The organism is Moorena producens PAL-8-15-08-1 (genome assembly GCF_001767235.1).
GTDB lineage: Bacteria > Cyanobacteriota > Cyanobacteriia > Cyanobacteriales > Coleofasciculaceae > Moorena > Moorena producens_A.
Genome location: NZ_CP017599.1, coordinates 6,257,233 through 6,274,924, shown reverse-complemented (window position 1 = coordinate 6,274,924; position 17,692 = coordinate 6,257,233). Strand labels below are relative to the sequence as shown.

Sequence of the window (17,692 nt, the reverse complement as noted above, 5' to 3'; positions counted from 1 at the left end):
AAGCACTCGCCCTTTGCATCAAGACAGTGACTGCAGCTAATTTATGTTAATAAATCAGCCTTTTCAAGAGGGTTATACTCATTAATCTAACCAACCCAAAACTACTACTAATTATCTGTTAATAGTTACTATGATTCTTTATTAATGATGTTTTAACAAACATCAGATCACCCATCAGCCACCAAAATGCGCTGCTCTACATGGATTTGAATTTGACTATAGCTGAACAAAATCCCATCAGGGGGCAGAATCCCCCATAAGACCAGTATTAAAGCAGCCTTGAAACCCCCCACCCCCTTTGAAAATTACCAGTTCGTCGAGTATGCTATGGCTATACCCTTTTCCCAGGAAATTAGCTTGGCCGGAAGACAAGGGGTTACTGAGTTCTACTTTGTGAGCTCTTCTTTGAGAAGTAGTGCAAAAGCTTAAAAAGTACCGCTGGCGATCGCCTTTTGGCTCTTAGCTCAGAGATTATCTCTGGGAAAATGTATGTCAGTCGCTTAAATCATTACCTGAAACCAGTATTTTCCGAGTAGACGTTTATAACTGAATCCAAGACTACCAACCGGATAATGCCAAAAAAATTTGGTCATTACTGACTTTTAACCTATGGTATAAATAATTTATTTCATGAATACATCTGTCTCAGTAGTTATCACCACCTTTAATAAAGCCCAGTACCTCGAACAATCAGTAAAGAGTGTAATAGCCCAAACCTTTTCCCCGGTTGAATGCATTATTGTCGATGACGGCTCTACTGATAATACCCGCCAAGTTGCTGATAAGTTAGTCCAGTACTACCCACAGATACAGTACTTTTATAAAGACAATGGAGGGGTATCATCTGCTCGTAATTTTGGCGCTGATAAAGCCACTGGAGAATGGATTCAATTCTTAGATGCTGATGATTGGATTCATGAAGATAAAATCAGATTCCAATTGAGCTGTTTAGAGGGAACTGGTGATAATGTAGTATTTTACTCCGACTACGAACGTGTCTATGTTGATCAAGGCGAGAACATTATTGAAACTAAGCCTCATGTTGTTGGTGCTCTCACCAAAGAACAGCTAATCGAACGACTGCTAATCTGTCCAGATTTTCTGGCAGACTCTCCTTTTCCATTGTTACAGCAATCGATGCTGTTCAAGAAAAAACTCTTAGACCAGAGAAATTTTGATACTCGCTTGAAAGCCTGTGAGGATCGAGAATGGGTATTGGAACTTCTGCAACGGAACGTCAGATTTGTCCATACTCCAATCATTGGAGCCTATTATAGAAAACACCGATTCAATCTCACCGATAATAGCTCACTGATGCGGGAGTCTTACATTAAGTATTTTGAAATTGTCTTGAAAAATCACCAAAAATTAGTTGGCTTTTGCCAAAAAAGTATTAAGTATTTGATAGAAAAAAGTTTTGAAGAAAAAGACCAGGAAAGTTTTACTAGACTGGCTAAATTAGTGGAATTACCAGTGTATCTGCTCAATGGCAAAATTAAAGTTAATCATCGTTGGTTATTAGATTTACTCTATTCCATCAGAACGATAGTACCCAACTTTTTACTATACGAAAGATACCGAGGTCCTCGTTCTCGTAAACTTTTATCCATCATTAGCCGGAAAAATTCTAAATTCCCAGAATCGCGGTGCTAGGGGAGCTGGGGAGCAGAGGAGCAGAGGAGCAGAGGGGCTTATGAGTAGAGGGATTTGGAGAGAAAGAATATCAACGTTTCATTAACCAAGGTGAGGGGTTAGTAATCATACTTACCAAACCACCTAAAACTTGGTTATAGATTCCATATACTTCTCTAGCTGATTCCACATCCAGATAGTTGCATTTGACAGCAAACTCGATCCAAGTCTGACTTTCAGCAGCTTCAGCTAACTCCTTCGGAGACGCTACGCGAACACAGTCATTGAGTTTAGCTACAAAAGCTGCTTCATATCGACGCTTTCTCCAAGCTTCAGCTAGATTTGCACAAACAGATCGTGATGAGCGACGAATTTGATCAGTTAGCGATGCAGCGCGGTCTTGGGGAGGCAGCGCGGTCTTGGGGGTCTCCCCCATGAGCGACTGCCGTGGTTTCCCCCATGAGCGACTGCATCAAGACAATGAATAACGTTCTTCAACGGGAAACTTTTTGGAGAATTCAAAGATTTTCATAGCAGCATCGAATGCCATTTGATACACTTTCAATTCTTGATGACTTGTAATTGGTTCTTTCTTCATCTCCCCAGGTACCTCTACTCCTCGGTTTTAGCATAAACTGGGATAAACGTCCCGTTCGGTAAGATCAGCCTCAGGATAAATCCTAAGCTGTTGCGCATTTAAATTGGATATTATTCAGTTATAAAAAAAACCGTCAAACCCTCTCCCCTGCTCCCCTACTCCCCTGCTCCCCTGCTGTCAGAACCATAGAATTTAAATGAAGACCAGCTTAGAGAGTATCCTGATTAAATTCCTCCTGTCAACAGCAGCAACACTGTTTGAAATAGTCCTACCATTACCCCTAAAATACCCCCTAAATTCACAATAGCTTGTAATTCACTTTTTACTAAAGTCTGAATCGTGATTTCCATATCTTTTGGAGAAGTAGCGTTTACCCGTTCAACAATCACCTCATCAATAGATAAAATCGGAATCACTTCAGTCATAATTTTTTCCAAATCCTCCTCCAGGTAGCGCTCTATCACCAAAGCAAGTTCCTGGCTAATCATTGTTAACGATGTAGTCATAATTGCTGACTCTCGGAGCCGATTAACAATTAACACAGACACCTTTTCCCAGTCAATAGATTGATTTAATCCTTGTATAAATCCAGCACCACCCTCTTGAATATAAGCACGCACCGAATCCCGCATAGTTTTCCGTAGCTGTCTCACTGTTGACAAAGGCAGATTTTGCAATGAAACATTTTGCAACCATTCCCGCAAGCGATCGCGAGTTCCTAGAGCCACAATTAACTCTTCGATGCGAGCATTAGTCGCTTCTTTTTCGTCAAGGCAAAAGCTTCGCAGGCGGATCAAAGCATTGCGCAGACCAAATAAATTTGCCACTACCCAGTATGTCCCACTGGACTTTTCCCGAAAGTCTTCATCAATGATTTGAATGTTGCGGTCAGTTAGGAAATCAATAACTGCCTGTCGCAAAATATCTGGGGGGAGTACTACTTTTAATATCCACTCAGAAAGCTTCCGAGCTTGTTCTTGATCCAGTCGAAACTCCAATAAAATCTGGTCAAAAACATGATTAAGTTGGGCTTCTAGAAAATCCTTACGACGGGCTAAGACTTTTAGCATACGTGGCAACGATTCCCCGATCAAGTCTCGGAGAATCCCAGCAAGAATATGAGCTGTTTTCTGTTGCTTATCCGACCGGACTTGATCTAGCGCTAAGTTTAATAGCCACAAGATCGCTGCTTCCACACGTTCAGTATGCAGCAGACGCTTTGCCAAACGCTGTAACTCTGTTGGCGTCAGCAAAGACCCCATAATAGTGTCAGCCACTCGCTTAGCCAGCCGTTCCTGGTTGCGGGGAATTAAACCTGGTGTAAAAGGTAGCTGACGCTTACCGAGGTAAATTGGTCTGTAGGGACGGAACAACATTTTTATGGCTAAATCATTGGTGAAATAGCCAATAATTCCCCCAGCTATAGGAGGAACAAACAACAAGAACAAGTTAAACAGATCCAAAACAAAAATCGAGTTGTGTAGAACTTAAAAAGCAGGTAATCGGCAAGTTTAAAGTATGATGGAAAAAGTCAGAAGTTTTAGTTATAGCATTTATTAAATAGGTGAGGTACGACGCCCTTGGGGGTTTAGGGAGTATATAATACGGAATAGGGAATAGGGAATAGGGAATAGGGAATAGGGAATAGGGAATAGGGAATAGGGAATAGGGAATAGGGAACTTCAGATCAGGTAATAGGGAAAAAATCCTGTGTACCTCATTACTAGTAGAAGCGCTATATATGGCTGCGGTTCCTTAACAATTATTAGGTTTGAGGATTATTTTAAAGATGCACCATCCCTCACCTTTATCATTGCTGCCTTTACACTTGCTATCTTCATCTTTTATACTTCAAAAATTGCTTTAATGCCCAATCTCTATTGTAGGCTTTTTCCAAAAGTGACATCCTGCCACACTAAACCCTCACGGGATATAATACACATTGCCGTTGATGGCACTGTTCGTTTTCTTTTTCTTTAAACCATGACTGAAGTACCACCAGGCTCTCCTGAAAGTCACCCTCAAACCAATTCAGAACAGATAAATACTGAAGATTTATTAACCTTACTGCGGCGCAAAGAATGCAACTGGGTGGAGTGGGGTAAAGCCTGTCAGCAGCTACAAAAAGCTGGCTACAGTTCTCAGGTAATTTTTGAAGAAACTGGGTTTGAGCCAATTCAACAGAATCAAGTGATGGTGGCATCTCAGGTTTACACAAGTTTGATTACAGTAGGGGTGTCCGATCAAGTGCGATCGCGTTTTGAGAGTACTGGTAGCGATTCCCTGTACGAGTTGCGGATTCTCACCCAAGAGGAACGAGCTGCTGCTGCTGAATTTCTGGTTGCTAGAAACTTGAACTCCGAAGGAGCCCATGAAGTTGCCAAAGCACTCAAGACCTTTTCCCGCAGAAGCCGTCCACCCGAGGGATTCACCAATCATCCTGGAGATGCTGTTGCCTATCAGTATTGGAAACTTGCCAAACAACACAATGATTTGCAAGAACGTTCTCGTTTGATTGCCCGAGGCTTGATGTTTGCTCATACTCAACAAGCCCGACAACAAATCGAAGAATTACTCACAGGAGCATTTGGTAGCACTCAGCGTCCAGCCCCCAGACTACCCATATACCGCCTCGAAGCTGAAGAAGATTTACCCCGCTTGCTTCCCGTAGTGGGATCCTTACCCCTGACAATAGCTGATCTCAACCAGGTTCCTAAAACTGACTATACCGGTGCTTTCAGTATAGTTAAAGGGCTTCGAGAGCAGACGTTCGTGGCAGTACCCGGCTGGCAGGTAGTTTTGAAGGCACAAGATCCAGTGGTGATTTTGTGTAACAGTAATCAGCTGCCTATTCAACAGAATAACAAACCTGAAGAGATTTTGCTTATTATTGACCGCTCACAGCAGCAGTGGGATGGGGACAGCTACTTTTTGGTTGAAGAATCAGGACAGTTGGAGATTAAGTGGTTTCCAGATTCTCCTGATGTTAGTTTTTTGGGACGCCTCATCCTACTATTACGACCCAAAAAAATTCTGGATGAAGCCTTGAGTCAAGATGTCTGGCAAATTGATGAGTAATTAGTCATTAGTTATTAAGTTAGTTAATTTCTGTTTTGTTGACTCTTGACTGTTGCTTTTTTGTTGACTTTTGACTGTTGACTGTTAAAAATTACCCTCAACAAAACCCTTCATAAAAAGGCTCAATTAGTTCGATTAGCCAGTACTGCATAGAATGGATCGCCTCCAGTGATCCCAAGCTGTAGCAGAAAAGTAGGAAGCGGGGAGGGTCGAGCCACAACCTCAGGCGAACTAAATCCAGGAATAGACTGGTAATAGGTTTTCACTAACTCCACTCGACTTTGCTCGCTACCATCTCGCCAAGACTGAATCGCCTTTTGAAAAAACATTCGGTTAGAAAAGCTAACAATTGCTATTCCCCCTGGTTTTAAGACGCGATGAATCTCAGCAAAAACTTTTTCGGGGTACTGAAGATACTGAACTGAAACAGCAATCAGGACAGCATCAAAGTCTTGGTCAGGCAATGGCAATTGCTGATTTTGATTCAAGTCTTGGATAAAGTAGTGATTAAGTCTAGGATTTTTGACCAATTCTTCGCCATTCATCCCATGCCCCTCAACATGAGCAAACTCCATGTCTTCTGGTAAGTGAGAAACCCAACTACTCATAAGATCGAGGATACGGGTGTTGGGTTGTAGTCGCTCCCGATAGAGGTTTACCAGCTGATCAATAAAGCCCTCATCGACATGAGTCACAAACCGTGGAAATGAATAGAACAGAGCATCATCGCTCTCATCCAATTTACTGCGTTGAAGGCGCTGGTCGATCATTGTATGAGCTAATATCTATTTTGTTAAGCTTCCTCACGAATATTATAAAGATTTATGAAGCTTATGGTAAGTATTTCTGAGTTTGGGTTATTTCAAGGAATATTTTGATCCGCTTAGACAGGGTTCTACAAAAAAAATAGGGAAGAGCATTTATATCTCTTCCCCCTTGTTGATTTTGGTATTGATTGTGCTTGTCTTGGTTTCGGTTTTGGAGTGCTTTCGGACTTTCCTTAAGCTTCCGGCGCAGCATCTGAGTCTGTTTTTTCAGTTGTTTGCGCCGTGCAGAGCCTCCTTTCCCTTTCCAGTTACGTCCTTGGCGGCGGGGCGATTCCCACCGTTTTAGTCGTTGTGCCATCACTATTGCCCCTTAGTTACAGTGGGCGGGGAGAGACTCGAACTCTCATGACCATAAGGCCGCCACATTTTGAGTGTGGTGCGTCTACCAATTTCGCCACCCGCCCGTTTGGGCATCTCCATTATTATAACTAATTAGCTGCTGATTTAACAAGGACTGATAAGATTGAGAACTTGCCCAACGGTCAATTTCTCGCGCCCGTAGTACAGGTAAGGGATGGCTCAGTTGAGAGATCTGCAATTGTTGGAGTACTTGACCCAGCTCAGTATCACCAGCGCTATCGTAAGCCCTAGCTTGAGCAATAAACGCATCTAGGTTCAGTTGTGGTGCCAGAGTTGGGGAACCACCAGCTAGTTTCATCAATACAGACATGACCACTCTCGGATTTTGAGTAGCCAGTAAAGCAGCGCGATCGCAACTGAATTCCGCACATCGTAGCCACTCTAACATCTTCTCCTGTATGCTTTGAGCAATGAGCATCCCCCAATTCGGAATTAAACTAGCCGCTAATACCATGATATTGAGCGGTGTCAGGTACACCCCATGTTCGCATTTGAGATGACCCAGTTCATGGGCAATAACCGCCTGAATTTCCTCTGGTGTCAGCAGATCAATTAAAGAGGTGTGCAAGACAATGAAAGGCTGCTTACCCCGCATAGCGAAGGTATAGGCATTGGGAGAGGGATTTTGCTGCACATAAAGTTGAGGCGGCTCTAAATCTAAAGTTGTGCAGGCATCTTCGAGTAGTTTATGAAGATGGGGCAGTTGATTTTGTCCCACCAAGACACTAGCAGAGATATTGTTCAGGTAAAAAAACTGTTCCGCTACAGGACCTAGTAAATTTCGCACCACCAAGTCTATCCCTGGCAACTGTTTCAGGGCTGTGGTTGCTTCCAAATCTAGGGGATGACGAAAATGATCTGCCTTCAGACCAAATAGTGATGTTTTAGTCATTAGCTGAAAATAATATGTTAGTCGTTAGTCATTAGTCATTACTTATTAGTCTAGGACTTCCCCAAAATCTCTGGCTCAAGCCTAATCTATTGTAGGGTTACAAGCCTTGCGCCCTAACTACATATAGCGCTACCTATAAGCACGAACCTATATAGCGCCACTGCCTAATTCCTCTAGTCCTTGGTGGTGGTCTTGAATTGACAGACTTTCAACTAACAATCCCCTAAACGCTAAACGACTTACCACAGCCACAGCTTTGATTGGCATTGGGGTTGGTGAATTGGAATCCACCACCAATCATAGCATCGCTATAATCCAGTACCAGACCGTAGAGATAAAGCAGACTTTTTGGATCACAGATTATTTTGAAACCATCGTAGTCAAAGATTTCATCATTCTCCCGAATGTTACTAGGTTCTTCAAAATCCATCATGTAAGACAGTCCTGAACAGCCTCCCTGGCGAACACCAACTCGCAGGTAAAGGTCTTTTCCTTGGCTTTGTTGCAGGGCTAAAACATGCTTTAGGGCTTTGTCTGTCAGTTGAATACCTTTTTGCTGTGACTCAGTTGCTTGTGCCATTGCTTACTTGTGACTCCTAATTTTGGTTTGGTGTTAAGTTATTGTGCATCGTCAAGAAAGATAATTATCAGCCTCTAATCTTAGATGCACGCTTATACGCTCTCATCAAACTAGATGCTTCACAGCTTATACCTAAATCGGCTCTGCCAGTTCACAGTTTTGCTGTTTATCGATAATTATCTAATTGTCGTTAAATGGAAATTATTGGGGGTTTGAATCTTTATTGTAACGAGTCTTTAGGCTACCAGGCATTAATCATTCTACGTTGCATTATCAATCTAAGTTATGGTTTAACCTTCCACCGTGACTCAGATAGTGGCTAATCTCTTCTTCACTAACTCGGTAACCACAGTTAATGATCATCTTCTGTACTTGTTTGCTGCACTGCACCCCTTGCTCAGATATACCCAGACAGTTATAAACTTTTTTCAGTTGAGAGAATTCAAGCTTTTCATGGAACAAGCTATCCCCCTGGCCAGGATGGGAGATTTCTTGCCAAAGTCTTAAGGCTTGTAAGTGATACGCTAAGGCATGGGGGTAATTTCCCAAGTGGTAGTGAACCGCTCCGATATAATCTAAGCTTCTGGTGTTACCATGAAGTGATTTACTCAGTTCCTGACCAATCTCCAAAGCTTGATGATAGAAATCCAATGCCCGTAGTTCCTCACCTAGTCGGAAGTAAACTGTGCCAATCCTCTCAAGAGTAGTTAACTTGCGACTAGAGTAACGAGAGGATGTTTTTTTTTCGTGAATGGTTAGGGCTTGCTCCAAGACAGCAAGAGCTTGACGGTATCTTCCAAGCTGGGTATAAGCTTCCCCTATATTTGCCAGTGCTCTGCCTTCGCCCTCAATTGAATTGCCTGAGTTTTGAAAAATCTTCATCGCTTGGCGAAAGCATCTCAGAGCCAGTACTGGTTGATGCCAGCTATTGTGAATTTCCCCTAGGTGATTAAGGATTTTAGCAATCTCTGAGTGAGCTTGAGTTTTTTGGAAAATCCTCAATGCTTTTAGATAAACCTTAAATGCCTTATCATCCTGGTTAGTCTGGGAATAAGCCATGCCGAGATGATGAAGAATGACCCCTAAACTCTTGGGTGAACCAACATCATTGGCCATTTGTAAACTTTGCTCGAGACACTTGATTCCCCAGGCATACTCTCCCAAACGGCAATGAACTAACCCAATGCGTTTGAGAGTATCAACTTGAGCAGCCAAATCTTCGTTAGTTTGACAAATTGCTAAGGTGTTTTGCAGTGTTTTTAGTATATTTTGTAACTGATTTTTGCGATACTTACGAGATTGAGGCTGGACAGGGTTATCTCCTGCAGTCTTGTTTTGGTGTTGCTCGACTTCGGTTTCAACTAGATTCTGAACCAGATGTGCCATAGTAATATTGCTCCCTGATGTAGATGGGGGGGATGATGGAGCCCAAGAAACTTGAGTAGCCCATCTCCCTTGCTCATTTTCAGCAGTTATGTCTCTGTTTTACCTCGGTTTCCAGAGATAAGATTCCTCACAACTTGCTGTATATTCCTAAATATATTTTTCAGTAAGTTAAGGAAATTATTGAGCTATTTATAAAAATTAACATCAGTAGCCTATGCACACTAATCTGGAAAGACCTAGTTGCCGTCATACATACTACCTTCTTTCCCGATCTCCCCGTTAGCCGGTTGCGGAGGATGCGCTTCTTGAAGCAAACTCACTCTCAAAATCTGTCCGGAGAAGGGTCACACCTACTCGAATAAGGAAGTAGTAGATGCACCCTGATCACCGCCCCCAGCTTTTACAGGTTGGGGGTTTCCTGATTTTTTTACCTATTCCTCTGTGGTTCAGTCTTCTGAGCACTAACCACTTATTTTCCTCGAAGAGTAGTAATTTCTTTAAGCCTCAGCTAAGACAAATAAACTCCCGCAGCTGCTCTAGATAAACCCCTGGAGCCTCCAACATTGGAAAGTGAGCTGTATCAGGAATTTCAACATACTTGACGTTTTCACTTAATTGTGAAGCTCTACGCCCTAGTGCTGAAGGAATAATTTTGTCGTATTCACCAGAAACTAGCAGGGTTGGTACCTCTAACTGAGCGAACTTATTAGGCATTACCTCCGCCGCATACTTACTAACCGCAGTCAGCATTGTTCCCAAAGCTGCCTCATGATCTGCCATGAGGTAATCTGCCAAAAAAACCCGGCTCACTGCCCTAGGTAGGGGATGGTGCAAAAATCGCATCATGAACACGGTACCGGCCAAGGGAATATTTAACAACCAACCGGGGCGGAACCTAACTACTAACTCACCAACTTTGTGAAAAGCGGTGAAGGATTTCTCGTCATAATCAAAAATACCGCTATTATTCAAAATTGCCTGCTCAACCCGCCCAGGATAACGATTGAGAAACATCGTAGCAGCAGATGCCCCTAGGGAGTGGGCATTGATATAGATACGACCAAGTCCCAGGGTATCTAACAACACCACTAAATCTTCAGCATAGTCCTCCATCTCATAGGTCAAGTTTGTCCCCTGTTGGGGTAATTTTGACCTACCAAACCCCCTTAGGTCATATAGGAGGCAGTCAAAGGTATTGGATAGAGCTTTAGCGGTACTTTCCCAGTAGCGAGACGAGCCACACCAGCCATGGATAAAGACCATCACAGGTTTATTTCCAGAAGCTGTTGACTTCTTTACCCATTCATAGTAGTGTTCTACACCCCGAATTTGAATGTAAGGCATTTTTCGACCTTTGTCCTTTGTTAATTGAAAATCAACAATCAACAATCAACAATCAACAATTAACAATTAACAATCAACAACCAATAAATTTGATTTTGACCAATGACAAATTACTACTATGCTGATTCCGGCTTTGGCAATGAAGAAGGATGAACCAATAGTTCAGCAGTTGAACGCTTCTCTACCATTTCCCTAGTGATTGTACAGCGAGTGACATCCTTACGAGAAGGCAACTCGTACATCACTTCCAGCATCAATTCTTCCACAATGCCCCTTAACGCCCTAGCACCAGTTTTACGACGGTAAGCTTCCTGGGCCAACGCTCGAATTGCATCTGGCATAAACTCCAAGTTAACATTGTCCATCTTCAGCAGCTTCATATACTGTTTGACCAGTGCATTCTTGGGTTCTGTCAAAATTGCCATCAGGGCTTCTTCATCCAGGGGTTCAATGACCGCTACCATTGGTATCCGACCAATGAACTCAGGAATCATGCCGAATTTCACCAAGTCATCTGGCTGCAAGTGTCGCAGAATATCCGCTGTGCGCTTTTCCTTCGACTGATTCTCTCCAGGCTGAATAAATCCCATGGAACGCTTGCCTAGGCGTTGCTCAACCACCTTATCCAAACCAACAAACGCACCACCGCAAATAAACAGAATATTGCTGGTGTCAATTTGAATGCAGTCTTGATAAGGATGTTTGCGTCCACCTTGAGGGGGCACATTAGCAATGGTGCCTTCTAGCATTTTCAGTAATGCTTGCTGGACTCCTTCCCCAGAAACATCCCTGGTAATGGAGGGATTTTCACTCTTGCGGGCTACCTTATCGATTTCATCGATATAGATAATCCCTCGCTGGGCTTCCTCTACATCCAGATCTGCCACTTGCAATAGTCGCAGTAAGATGTTTTCTACATCTTCGCCAACATAACCAGCTTCTGTCAGGGTTGTGGCATCTGCCACAGCAAAAGGCACATCTAATATTTTGGCTAAGGTTTGGGCGAGTAATGTTTTACCACAACCAGTAGGACCAATTAGAAGAATGTTGGACTTTTGTAGCTCTATGCCATCATCCATTATTCCCTGACCCTGACCCTGAGCTTTAGATTGGAGCAAGCTTAGGCGCTTGTAGTGGTTGTACACAGCAACTGACAGAACTTTTTTGGCTTCCTCCTGACCAATCACATGGTCATCTAGATACCGTTTAATTTCCCTGGGTTTGGGAATCTGATTCATAGAAATGCGGTTAGCACGGGGACGACGTTTCTTGGCAGGTTCTGGTCGAGGAGCAGGCTGGGGAGCAGGCGCACCGGAATCGAGTAACTCCTCATCTAAAATTTCATTACATAAATCAACACACTCATCACAAATATAGACTCCGGGGCCAGCAATTAATTTGCGTACTTGCTCTTGAGACTTACCGCAGAAGGAACATTTTAGATGGGAGTCGTATTTAGACATAAGAAGCCTCTTTCTAAATAGAAGCGACAGCTGCTTCCTGGTTAGGAAGATTCTGCCGGGAGATCACCTGGTCAATTAAACCATAGTCTTTAGCTTCCGCCGCTGACATGAAAAAGTCGCGTTCGGTATCTTCGGCAATTTGAGCCACCGGTTTACCGGTGTGATTAGCCAGTAATTCGTTAAGGGTTTGCTTGTGGTATAGAATTTCCTTAGCTTGAATTTCTATATCCACCGCTTGTCCCTGAGCACCGCCAAGGGGCTGGTGAATCATAATCCGAGAATTGGGCAATGCCATCCGCTTACCAGCAGCTCCCCCTGCTAGGAGAAATGCGCCCATACTAGCAGCTAAGCCATAGCATATGGTAACCACATCTGGGCGCACTTGCTGCATAGTATCATATATTGCCATCCCTGCAGTTACCGAGCCACCTGGGGAGTTGATATACAATTGGATATCCTTTTCCTCGTCTTCAGCTTCTAGGTATAACAGCTGGGCAACAATTGAGTCAGCTACCACATCATCGACCTGGGTGCCCAAAAACACAATGCGTTCTCGCAGCAGCCGCGAATAAATGTCAAATGCCCGTTCTCCCATTCCAGACTGCTCTACCACCATTGGTACAACACTACTGGAGGTGATTTGGTATTTATCTATAGAACTTAAGCTGGTGATTGAGCAATGAGGGGACACAGATTGCAGCATAGATTGCAGCATAGGATACAATTTGCCAAGACCTCTCGATTTATTAATAAAGGTGCTATCTAACAAGGGCACGAATAGGCATAAAGTCAAAGTCTCTATAGAAACTATTATGCCTTAACTGTTTGCTTGTTGGTGCAAGAGTTGACGGTTAGAGAGTTGAGGCTTATCTATAAGCCTAAGCTGTTGAGGATCTAGTGTTGAAAAGCGATCTAAGCTGAGCCTTGGGTTTCAGCCTCATAATTCTAAAAGTTAAATCCGTAACACCTTAGCCACTCGCTACCAAGTCCCCTGGGAAGATCACCAACAAGACCAACCCTAGGATTTACTCAGAAACTGGTTCAGCTGGTACTTCAATAGTCTGGGAAGCCGCATCGGTTGTTTCTAGTTCAGTTACTGTAACAGCCGTGTCTTCTGCTTCAGTTTCTTCTTCGGTAATGGTTCCTTTGGGAACCAGCTCTATAGTACCGTGATCTTCTAACCATTTAATGGCTTTGAGTTTGAGCAAATCCGACTCGACAAATTCCCGCAGGCGATCCGGATCTACCTCTTGACCAGCCAACTGCTTCATCAATTCTTGACTTTTCGCTTCTATTTCCGAATCTTCAAGGGTTAGGGATTCACGTTTAGCTACTTCCTTAAGAGCTAGGGATTGTCGGAGGCTTTGGATAGCATCAGGACGTGATCGCTCTCGCAGCTGTGGTAGATTCTCTTCAGTAAACAGCCTTTTAACATCCATGCCCAACTGTTGCATCTGGATTGCTGTTTGGGTCAAAATTGTTTGGAGTTCCTGGTCAATTAGCGTTTCAGGCAAGTCAACTTCAACCTTTTCCAGGAGCGCGTTGATTAAAGCCTCCTCCTTGCTGGCTTGCGTTTCTTGATCAGCTTTTTCCTGAAACTCCTGCTGTAAATATTCCCGTAACTCTGCCAAGGTTTCCTTATCACTAACTTCTTGAGCGAAGTCATCATCTAACTCTGGCAGCTCTTTTTCCTTGATTTCTTTTAGGGTGATGCTAAACACCGACGACTTGCCAGCTAAATCTTCTAGGGGGTAATCTTCAGGAAACGTCACTGCTACTTCTTTATTCTGATCAGGATTCATACCAACAATCCCTTGAAGAATGTCCTCTAGGAACTTGCCTTCCCCAAGTTCAATTTCAAAATCCTTAGCTTCACCGTTAGGTATTACTGAGCCTTCATCCTCTTCGCTATCACTAGTAAATCGACCGACATAATCCACCACGACCACATCTCCCATCTGGGCTGGGCGTGATTCCACTGGTACTAGGGTAGCCTGATCAACACGCCGTTCTTCGAGAAAATTATCGACGGCATCTGGTTCAACCTTAGTTTCCTCAGCTTTCACACTTAAGCCATTGTATTCCCCTAAATTGACCACTGGTGGCACATCCACCGATGCGGTGAAGGTTAGGGGTTCTCCTGGTTTGAACTGGCTGAGCAAATCTTCTAAGGTAGAGGTTAAATTATAGTTTCCTAGTGCCTCAATTTGGGCTTGCTCAATCGCCTGCTTTAGAGTACTGTCGAGCAACTCTTCGATGGCAGCAGCTTTTACCTGTTGGGAACCAAGACGTTGTAGCAAAACCTGACGGGGTACCTTCCCTGGCCGAAACCCAGGAATTCTGGCTGTGCGGGAAAGGTTCTGTAAAACCTTTTCATAGGCTTGTTTGGTCGTTTCAGCCGGAATTTCAATTTCCAGAGCAACCTGGCTAGCGGGAAGTTTTTCCTGAGTTACTTTCATTGACGCTTGGGTGTGAAGAGTTAATTGTTTAATTAGTTGGGACAATGGATAGTCAACCTGGCTTAATCAAAGATTCCACCTGGGGACTCCTATATTACTTTAGGTGTTGCCTGCTTGGACCAACAAAATTCACCAAAAAGATTTACATTGTTTCAGCCAAGGTATTTATCCACATGCACTAGTTGCCCTAGCCGACGCTTTGCCATCAAGGGGTTTGGCAACAAAGTCCCTTTGACTAATTTCTCAAGGGGTTTGACTCAAAACCCCGATCTCCAAAGGAGTAGAGGGTAAAACTAACCGTTATCAAGTATCGATACACATGGACAACCTCTACCTCCGATGGAACTAGACAGGAGCATCGAAAGCAATTAAGCAATTATGGTATGCTGATCCTAACAACCAGTTAAGCGTTAAGCACATCTACCAGTTTCTTTCTGGCAGTAGAGAAAACTATATATAGGTAGTTACTGCAGCCTTTAAGCAAGCTCTTAGTCGATCAGAGCTTTTCAAGTCTACCTAACACGCCAGTCGATGACTCTGGCCTGGGCTTAATAGGGCAGTGTAAGTGATTACACTCGATCTAATTGATAAGTTTATTAATATGTGGGCATTCCAGGCATTTTATTAAGACGCCAAGGGGCTATAGCGAACAGGGTGAGGGCAAGAATCAATAAGGAGGCATTATTATCAACAATATTGATAAAAAAGTGCAATAGTAATGATAATCAAGGCTTATTCTGGTCATAATCCTTGCCATATATCACATTTTGGCTCAATGGTGATGGCGCTTACCCTGCTAGACCGAAGCGTTATCAGAGGTGAAATACCTAGTAAGGGAAAAAAAATTTAGATACTCTTAAAGAATGCACTGATTAAATTATTAAAACATTAAGTATGTTGAATTGAATGAGTGGAGGAAAGTCATTTGTCTAGTCAAGTTCGCGTTGCCATCTTAGGCGCAACTGGTGCTGTAGGTGAAGAACTACGGTTACTCTTGCAAAGCCGAAACTTCCCACTGGCTGACCTTAAGCTGTTAGCCTCACCCCGCTCTGCTGGTCGTGTCATCCCCTTTGAGGGAGAAAAGTTACGAGTCGAAGCGGTGGGAGAGCACTCTTTTGATCAGGTAGATTTGGTCTTAGCATCAGCTGGGGGGGCAACGTCGAAAGCTTGGGCAGCTATTGCTGTAGAAAGTGGTGCAGTGGTCATTGATAACTCCAGTGCCTTTCGGATGGATCCACAAGTACCTCTAGTGATTCCGGAAATCAATCCAGAGGCAGCGGCAAATCATCAAGGAATTATTGCCAATCCCAATTGCACTACGATTTTAATGGGTATGGCAGTATGGCCATTACATCAGGTACAGCCAGTAAAACGCATAGTGGTAGCTACTTATCAATCCGCTAGTGGTGCTGGAATGAAAGCAATGGAAGAATTAAAATTACAGACTCAGGCAATTTTGAAAGGAGAAACGCCACCAACAGAAAGCTTTCCTTATCCTCTGGCATTTAACTTGTTCCCCCACAACTCCCCCTTAAATGAGCAGGGGTACTGCCAGGAAGAAATGAAGATGGTCCATGAAACCCGCAAAATATTTAATGCTCCACAGTTAAAAATTAGTGCTACCTGTGTACGGGTTCCCGTACTGCGTGCTCACTCAGAAGCAGTTAACCTAGAATTCGACCAACCTATGCCAGTAGCTCAGGCAAGAGAAGTATTAGCCACTGCCCCTGGAGTAAAACTAGTGGAAGATTGGCAGGGGAACTACTTCCCTATGCCTATTGATGCGTCCGGTAATGACGAAGTACTAGTGGGTAGGATTCGACAAGACCTTTCTCACCCTTGTGGTCTAGAAATTTGGTTGAGTGGAGACCAGATTCGTAAGGGTGCTGCGTTGAATGCAGTGCAAATTGCTGAGTTATTGGTAGCCAAAAATTGGCTAAAGACCTTAGTCCCAAGTCCTTAGTCCTTTTTAGAAGCGCAAAAAGTATTCTGGAACAGCAAGCTTTACCAAAGAGCAATGACTAATGAATAATGGCTAATGAGCAATGACCAATAATTAATGAGGAGTTAGAAAAGGGTGGTCAATTTTGGACGTGTGCTAACGGCGATGATTACGCCGTTAAGGGAAGATAGCAGCGTCAATTATGCTGTGGCAGAGCACTTAGCAGCTCATTTGGTTGACAATGGGACAGATACTTTGGTGGTATGCGGCACCACTGGGGAGTCTCCTACCCTTACCTGGGATGAAGAGTACCAGCTATTCCAAGTAGTCCAAAAAGCAGTTGCAGGTAAAGCCAAGGTAATTGCTGGAACGGGTTCAAATTCTACAGAAGAAGCGATCGCTGCTACTGAAAAAGCTGCTAAACTAGGGTTAGATGGATCATTACAAGTTGTACCGTATTACAATAAGCCCCCACAGTCAGGACTATACCAACATTTCCAAGCGATCGCAAAATCGAGTCCTGACTTTCCCCTGATGCTCTACAATGTACCGGGTCGCACAGGACAAAATCTCCAACCGGAGACGATTGCTCGTTTAGCCCAAATTCCTAATATCGTAGCTGTCAAAGAGGCTAGTAGCGACTTCGAACAGACTAGTCAAATTAGGCGTTTAACCCCACCGGATTTTGCCATCTATTCTGGCGATGACTCCTTTACCCTAGCCACCCTGGCACTAGGAGGATCAGGTGTAGTTAGCGTAGCCAGTCATCTGGTTGGTTCCCAAATCCAACAGATGATTCAAGCTTTTGAGGATGGGAAAACTACCGAGGCGACTCTTATTCACCTCAAGCTTTTTCCCTTATTTAAAGTACTCTTTTGTACTACCAATCCTATCCCGATCAAAACAGCACTAGAACTTCAAGGTTGGCAGGTGGGTAGTTTTCGCTCACCGCTTTGCGAGCTACCCTCTGAATTAAAATCCCGTTTAAAGGAGGTTCTAATTGAGCTGGATTTAATTTAAATCAGTACTCATTTTTTTGTACCAATTACCTTTCATCAGATCTATTTCATCAGATCTATCTTCGCTTTGTAAGGTAGAAAAAATGAATGAGTGCTTAGGGAAGACTATATT

The 17,692-nt window shown here is 43.4% G+C and carries 16 protein-coding genes and 1 tRNA gene; 4 read left to right on the top strand and 13 right to left on the bottom strand.

Annotated elements, in window-relative coordinates; genetic code table 11:
* Positions 1–630: 630 nt before the first annotated feature.
* Entirely contained in the window at positions 631–1,653 is a 1,023-nt protein-coding gene (locus BJP34_RS22935) for a glycosyltransferase family 2 protein (protein WP_070394336.1), read from the top strand.
* 70 nt (positions 1,654–1,723) lie between these two features.
* Here the strand turns inward: BJP34_RS22935 and BJP34_RS50510 are convergent, their stop codons facing one another.
* The 3 genes from BJP34_RS50510 to BJP34_RS22925 all read right to left on the bottom strand — a co-directional run bounded on the left by BJP34_RS50510 (position 1,724) and on the right by BJP34_RS22925 (position 3,693).
* Entirely contained in the window at positions 1,724–2,005 is a 282-nt protein-coding gene (locus BJP34_RS50510) for a four helix bundle protein (protein WP_418904169.1), read from the bottom strand.
* Positions 2,006–2,104: 99 nt separating this feature from the next.
* Positions 2,105–2,230, bottom strand: a complete 126-nt coding sequence (locus BJP34_RS50505) for a four helix bundle protein (protein WP_149031123.1) — start codon at positions 2,228–2,230, stop codon at positions 2,105–2,107.
* 224 nt (positions 2,231–2,454) lie between these two features.
* Positions 2,455–3,693, bottom strand: coding sequence for a DUF445 domain-containing protein (locus BJP34_RS22925; RefSeq protein ID WP_070394335.1), 1,239 nt, complete (start codon positions 3,691–3,693; stop codon positions 2,455–2,457).
* 520 nt (positions 3,694–4,213) lie between these two features.
* Between BJP34_RS22925 and BJP34_RS22920 the strand changes: the two genes are divergently transcribed.
* The gene (locus tag BJP34_RS22920; protein ID WP_070394334.1) at positions 4,214–5,308 is read left to right on the top strand and encodes a RuBisCO accumulation factor 1; all 1,095 of its coding nucleotides are present in this window, start codon (positions 4,214–4,216) and stop codon (positions 5,306–5,308) included.
* 122 nt (positions 5,309–5,430) lie between these two features.
* Here the strand turns inward: BJP34_RS22920 and BJP34_RS22915 are convergent, their stop codons facing one another.
* From BJP34_RS22915 to tig, 10 genes are all read right to left on the bottom strand, one after another.
* Positions 5,431–6,078, bottom strand: a complete 648-nt coding sequence (locus tag BJP34_RS22915; RefSeq protein ID WP_070394333.1) for a class I SAM-dependent methyltransferase — start codon at positions 6,076–6,078, stop codon at positions 5,431–5,433.
* A gap of 61 nt (positions 6,079–6,139) precedes the next feature.
* The gene (locus BJP34_RS22910) at positions 6,140–6,433 is read right to left on the bottom strand and encodes a hypothetical protein (protein WP_070394332.1); all 294 of its coding nucleotides are present in this window, start codon (positions 6,431–6,433) and stop codon (positions 6,140–6,142) included.
* 22 nt (positions 6,434–6,455) lie between these two features.
* Positions 6,456–6,539, bottom strand: a tRNA-Leu gene (locus tag BJP34_RS22905).
* On the bottom strand, positions 6,518–7,387 hold the full coding sequence (locus BJP34_RS22900) for a M48 family metallopeptidase (RefSeq protein ID WP_075902074.1): 870 nt from the start codon (positions 7,385–7,387) through the stop codon (positions 6,518–6,520). The genes BJP34_RS22905 and BJP34_RS22900 overlap by 22 nt, the downstream gene beginning before the upstream one ends.
* A 223-nt stretch (positions 7,388–7,610) precedes the next feature.
* Complete coding sequence (locus BJP34_RS22895) at positions 7,611–7,967, bottom strand: HesB/IscA family protein (protein WP_070394331.1); 357 nt, start codon at positions 7,965–7,967, stop codon at positions 7,611–7,613.
* A 273-nt stretch (positions 7,968–8,240) separates the two neighbouring features.
* Positions 8,241–9,353 (bottom strand): tetratricopeptide repeat protein, encoded by a 1,113-nt coding sequence (locus tag BJP34_RS22890; RefSeq protein WP_070394330.1) that lies wholly within the window; start codon positions 9,351–9,353, stop codon positions 8,241–8,243.
* Positions 9,354–9,857: 504 nt separating this feature from the next.
* On the bottom strand, positions 9,858–10,697 hold the full coding sequence (locus BJP34_RS22885; RefSeq protein ID WP_070394329.1) for an alpha/beta fold hydrolase: 840 nt from the start codon (positions 10,695–10,697) through the stop codon (positions 9,858–9,860).
* Positions 10,698–10,813: 116 nt separating this feature from the next.
* Positions 10,814–12,160, bottom strand: a complete 1,347-nt coding sequence (clpX, locus tag BJP34_RS22880; protein WP_070394328.1) for an ATP-dependent protease ATP-binding subunit ClpX — start codon at positions 12,158–12,160, stop codon at positions 10,814–10,816.
* A 13-nt stretch (positions 12,161–12,173) separates the two neighbouring features.
* The gene (gene clpP / locus BJP34_RS22875) at positions 12,174–12,863 is read right to left on the bottom strand and encodes an ATP-dependent Clp endopeptidase proteolytic subunit ClpP (protein ID WP_070396835.1); all 690 of its coding nucleotides are present in this window, start codon (positions 12,861–12,863) and stop codon (positions 12,174–12,176) included.
* Between the two features lie 322 nt (positions 12,864–13,185).
* Positions 13,186–14,619 carry a trigger factor gene (gene tig, locus BJP34_RS22870; RefSeq protein ID WP_070394327.1) on the bottom strand — a complete coding sequence of 478 codons (1,434 nt, stop codon included), beginning with the start codon at positions 14,617–14,619 and terminating at the stop codon, positions 13,186–13,188.
* Between the two features lie 925 nt (positions 14,620–15,544).
* Here tig and BJP34_RS22865 point away from each other — a divergent pair.
* Complete coding sequence (locus tag BJP34_RS22865) at positions 15,545–16,582, top strand: aspartate-semialdehyde dehydrogenase (RefSeq protein ID WP_070394326.1); 1,038 nt, start codon at positions 15,545–15,547, stop codon at positions 16,580–16,582.
* A 114-nt stretch (positions 16,583–16,696) separates the two neighbouring features.
* Positions 16,697–17,581, top strand: coding sequence for a 4-hydroxy-tetrahydrodipicolinate synthase (gene dapA, locus BJP34_RS22860; protein WP_070394325.1), 885 nt, complete (start codon positions 16,697–16,699; stop codon positions 17,579–17,581).
* Positions 17,582–17,692 lie beyond the last annotated feature (111 nt).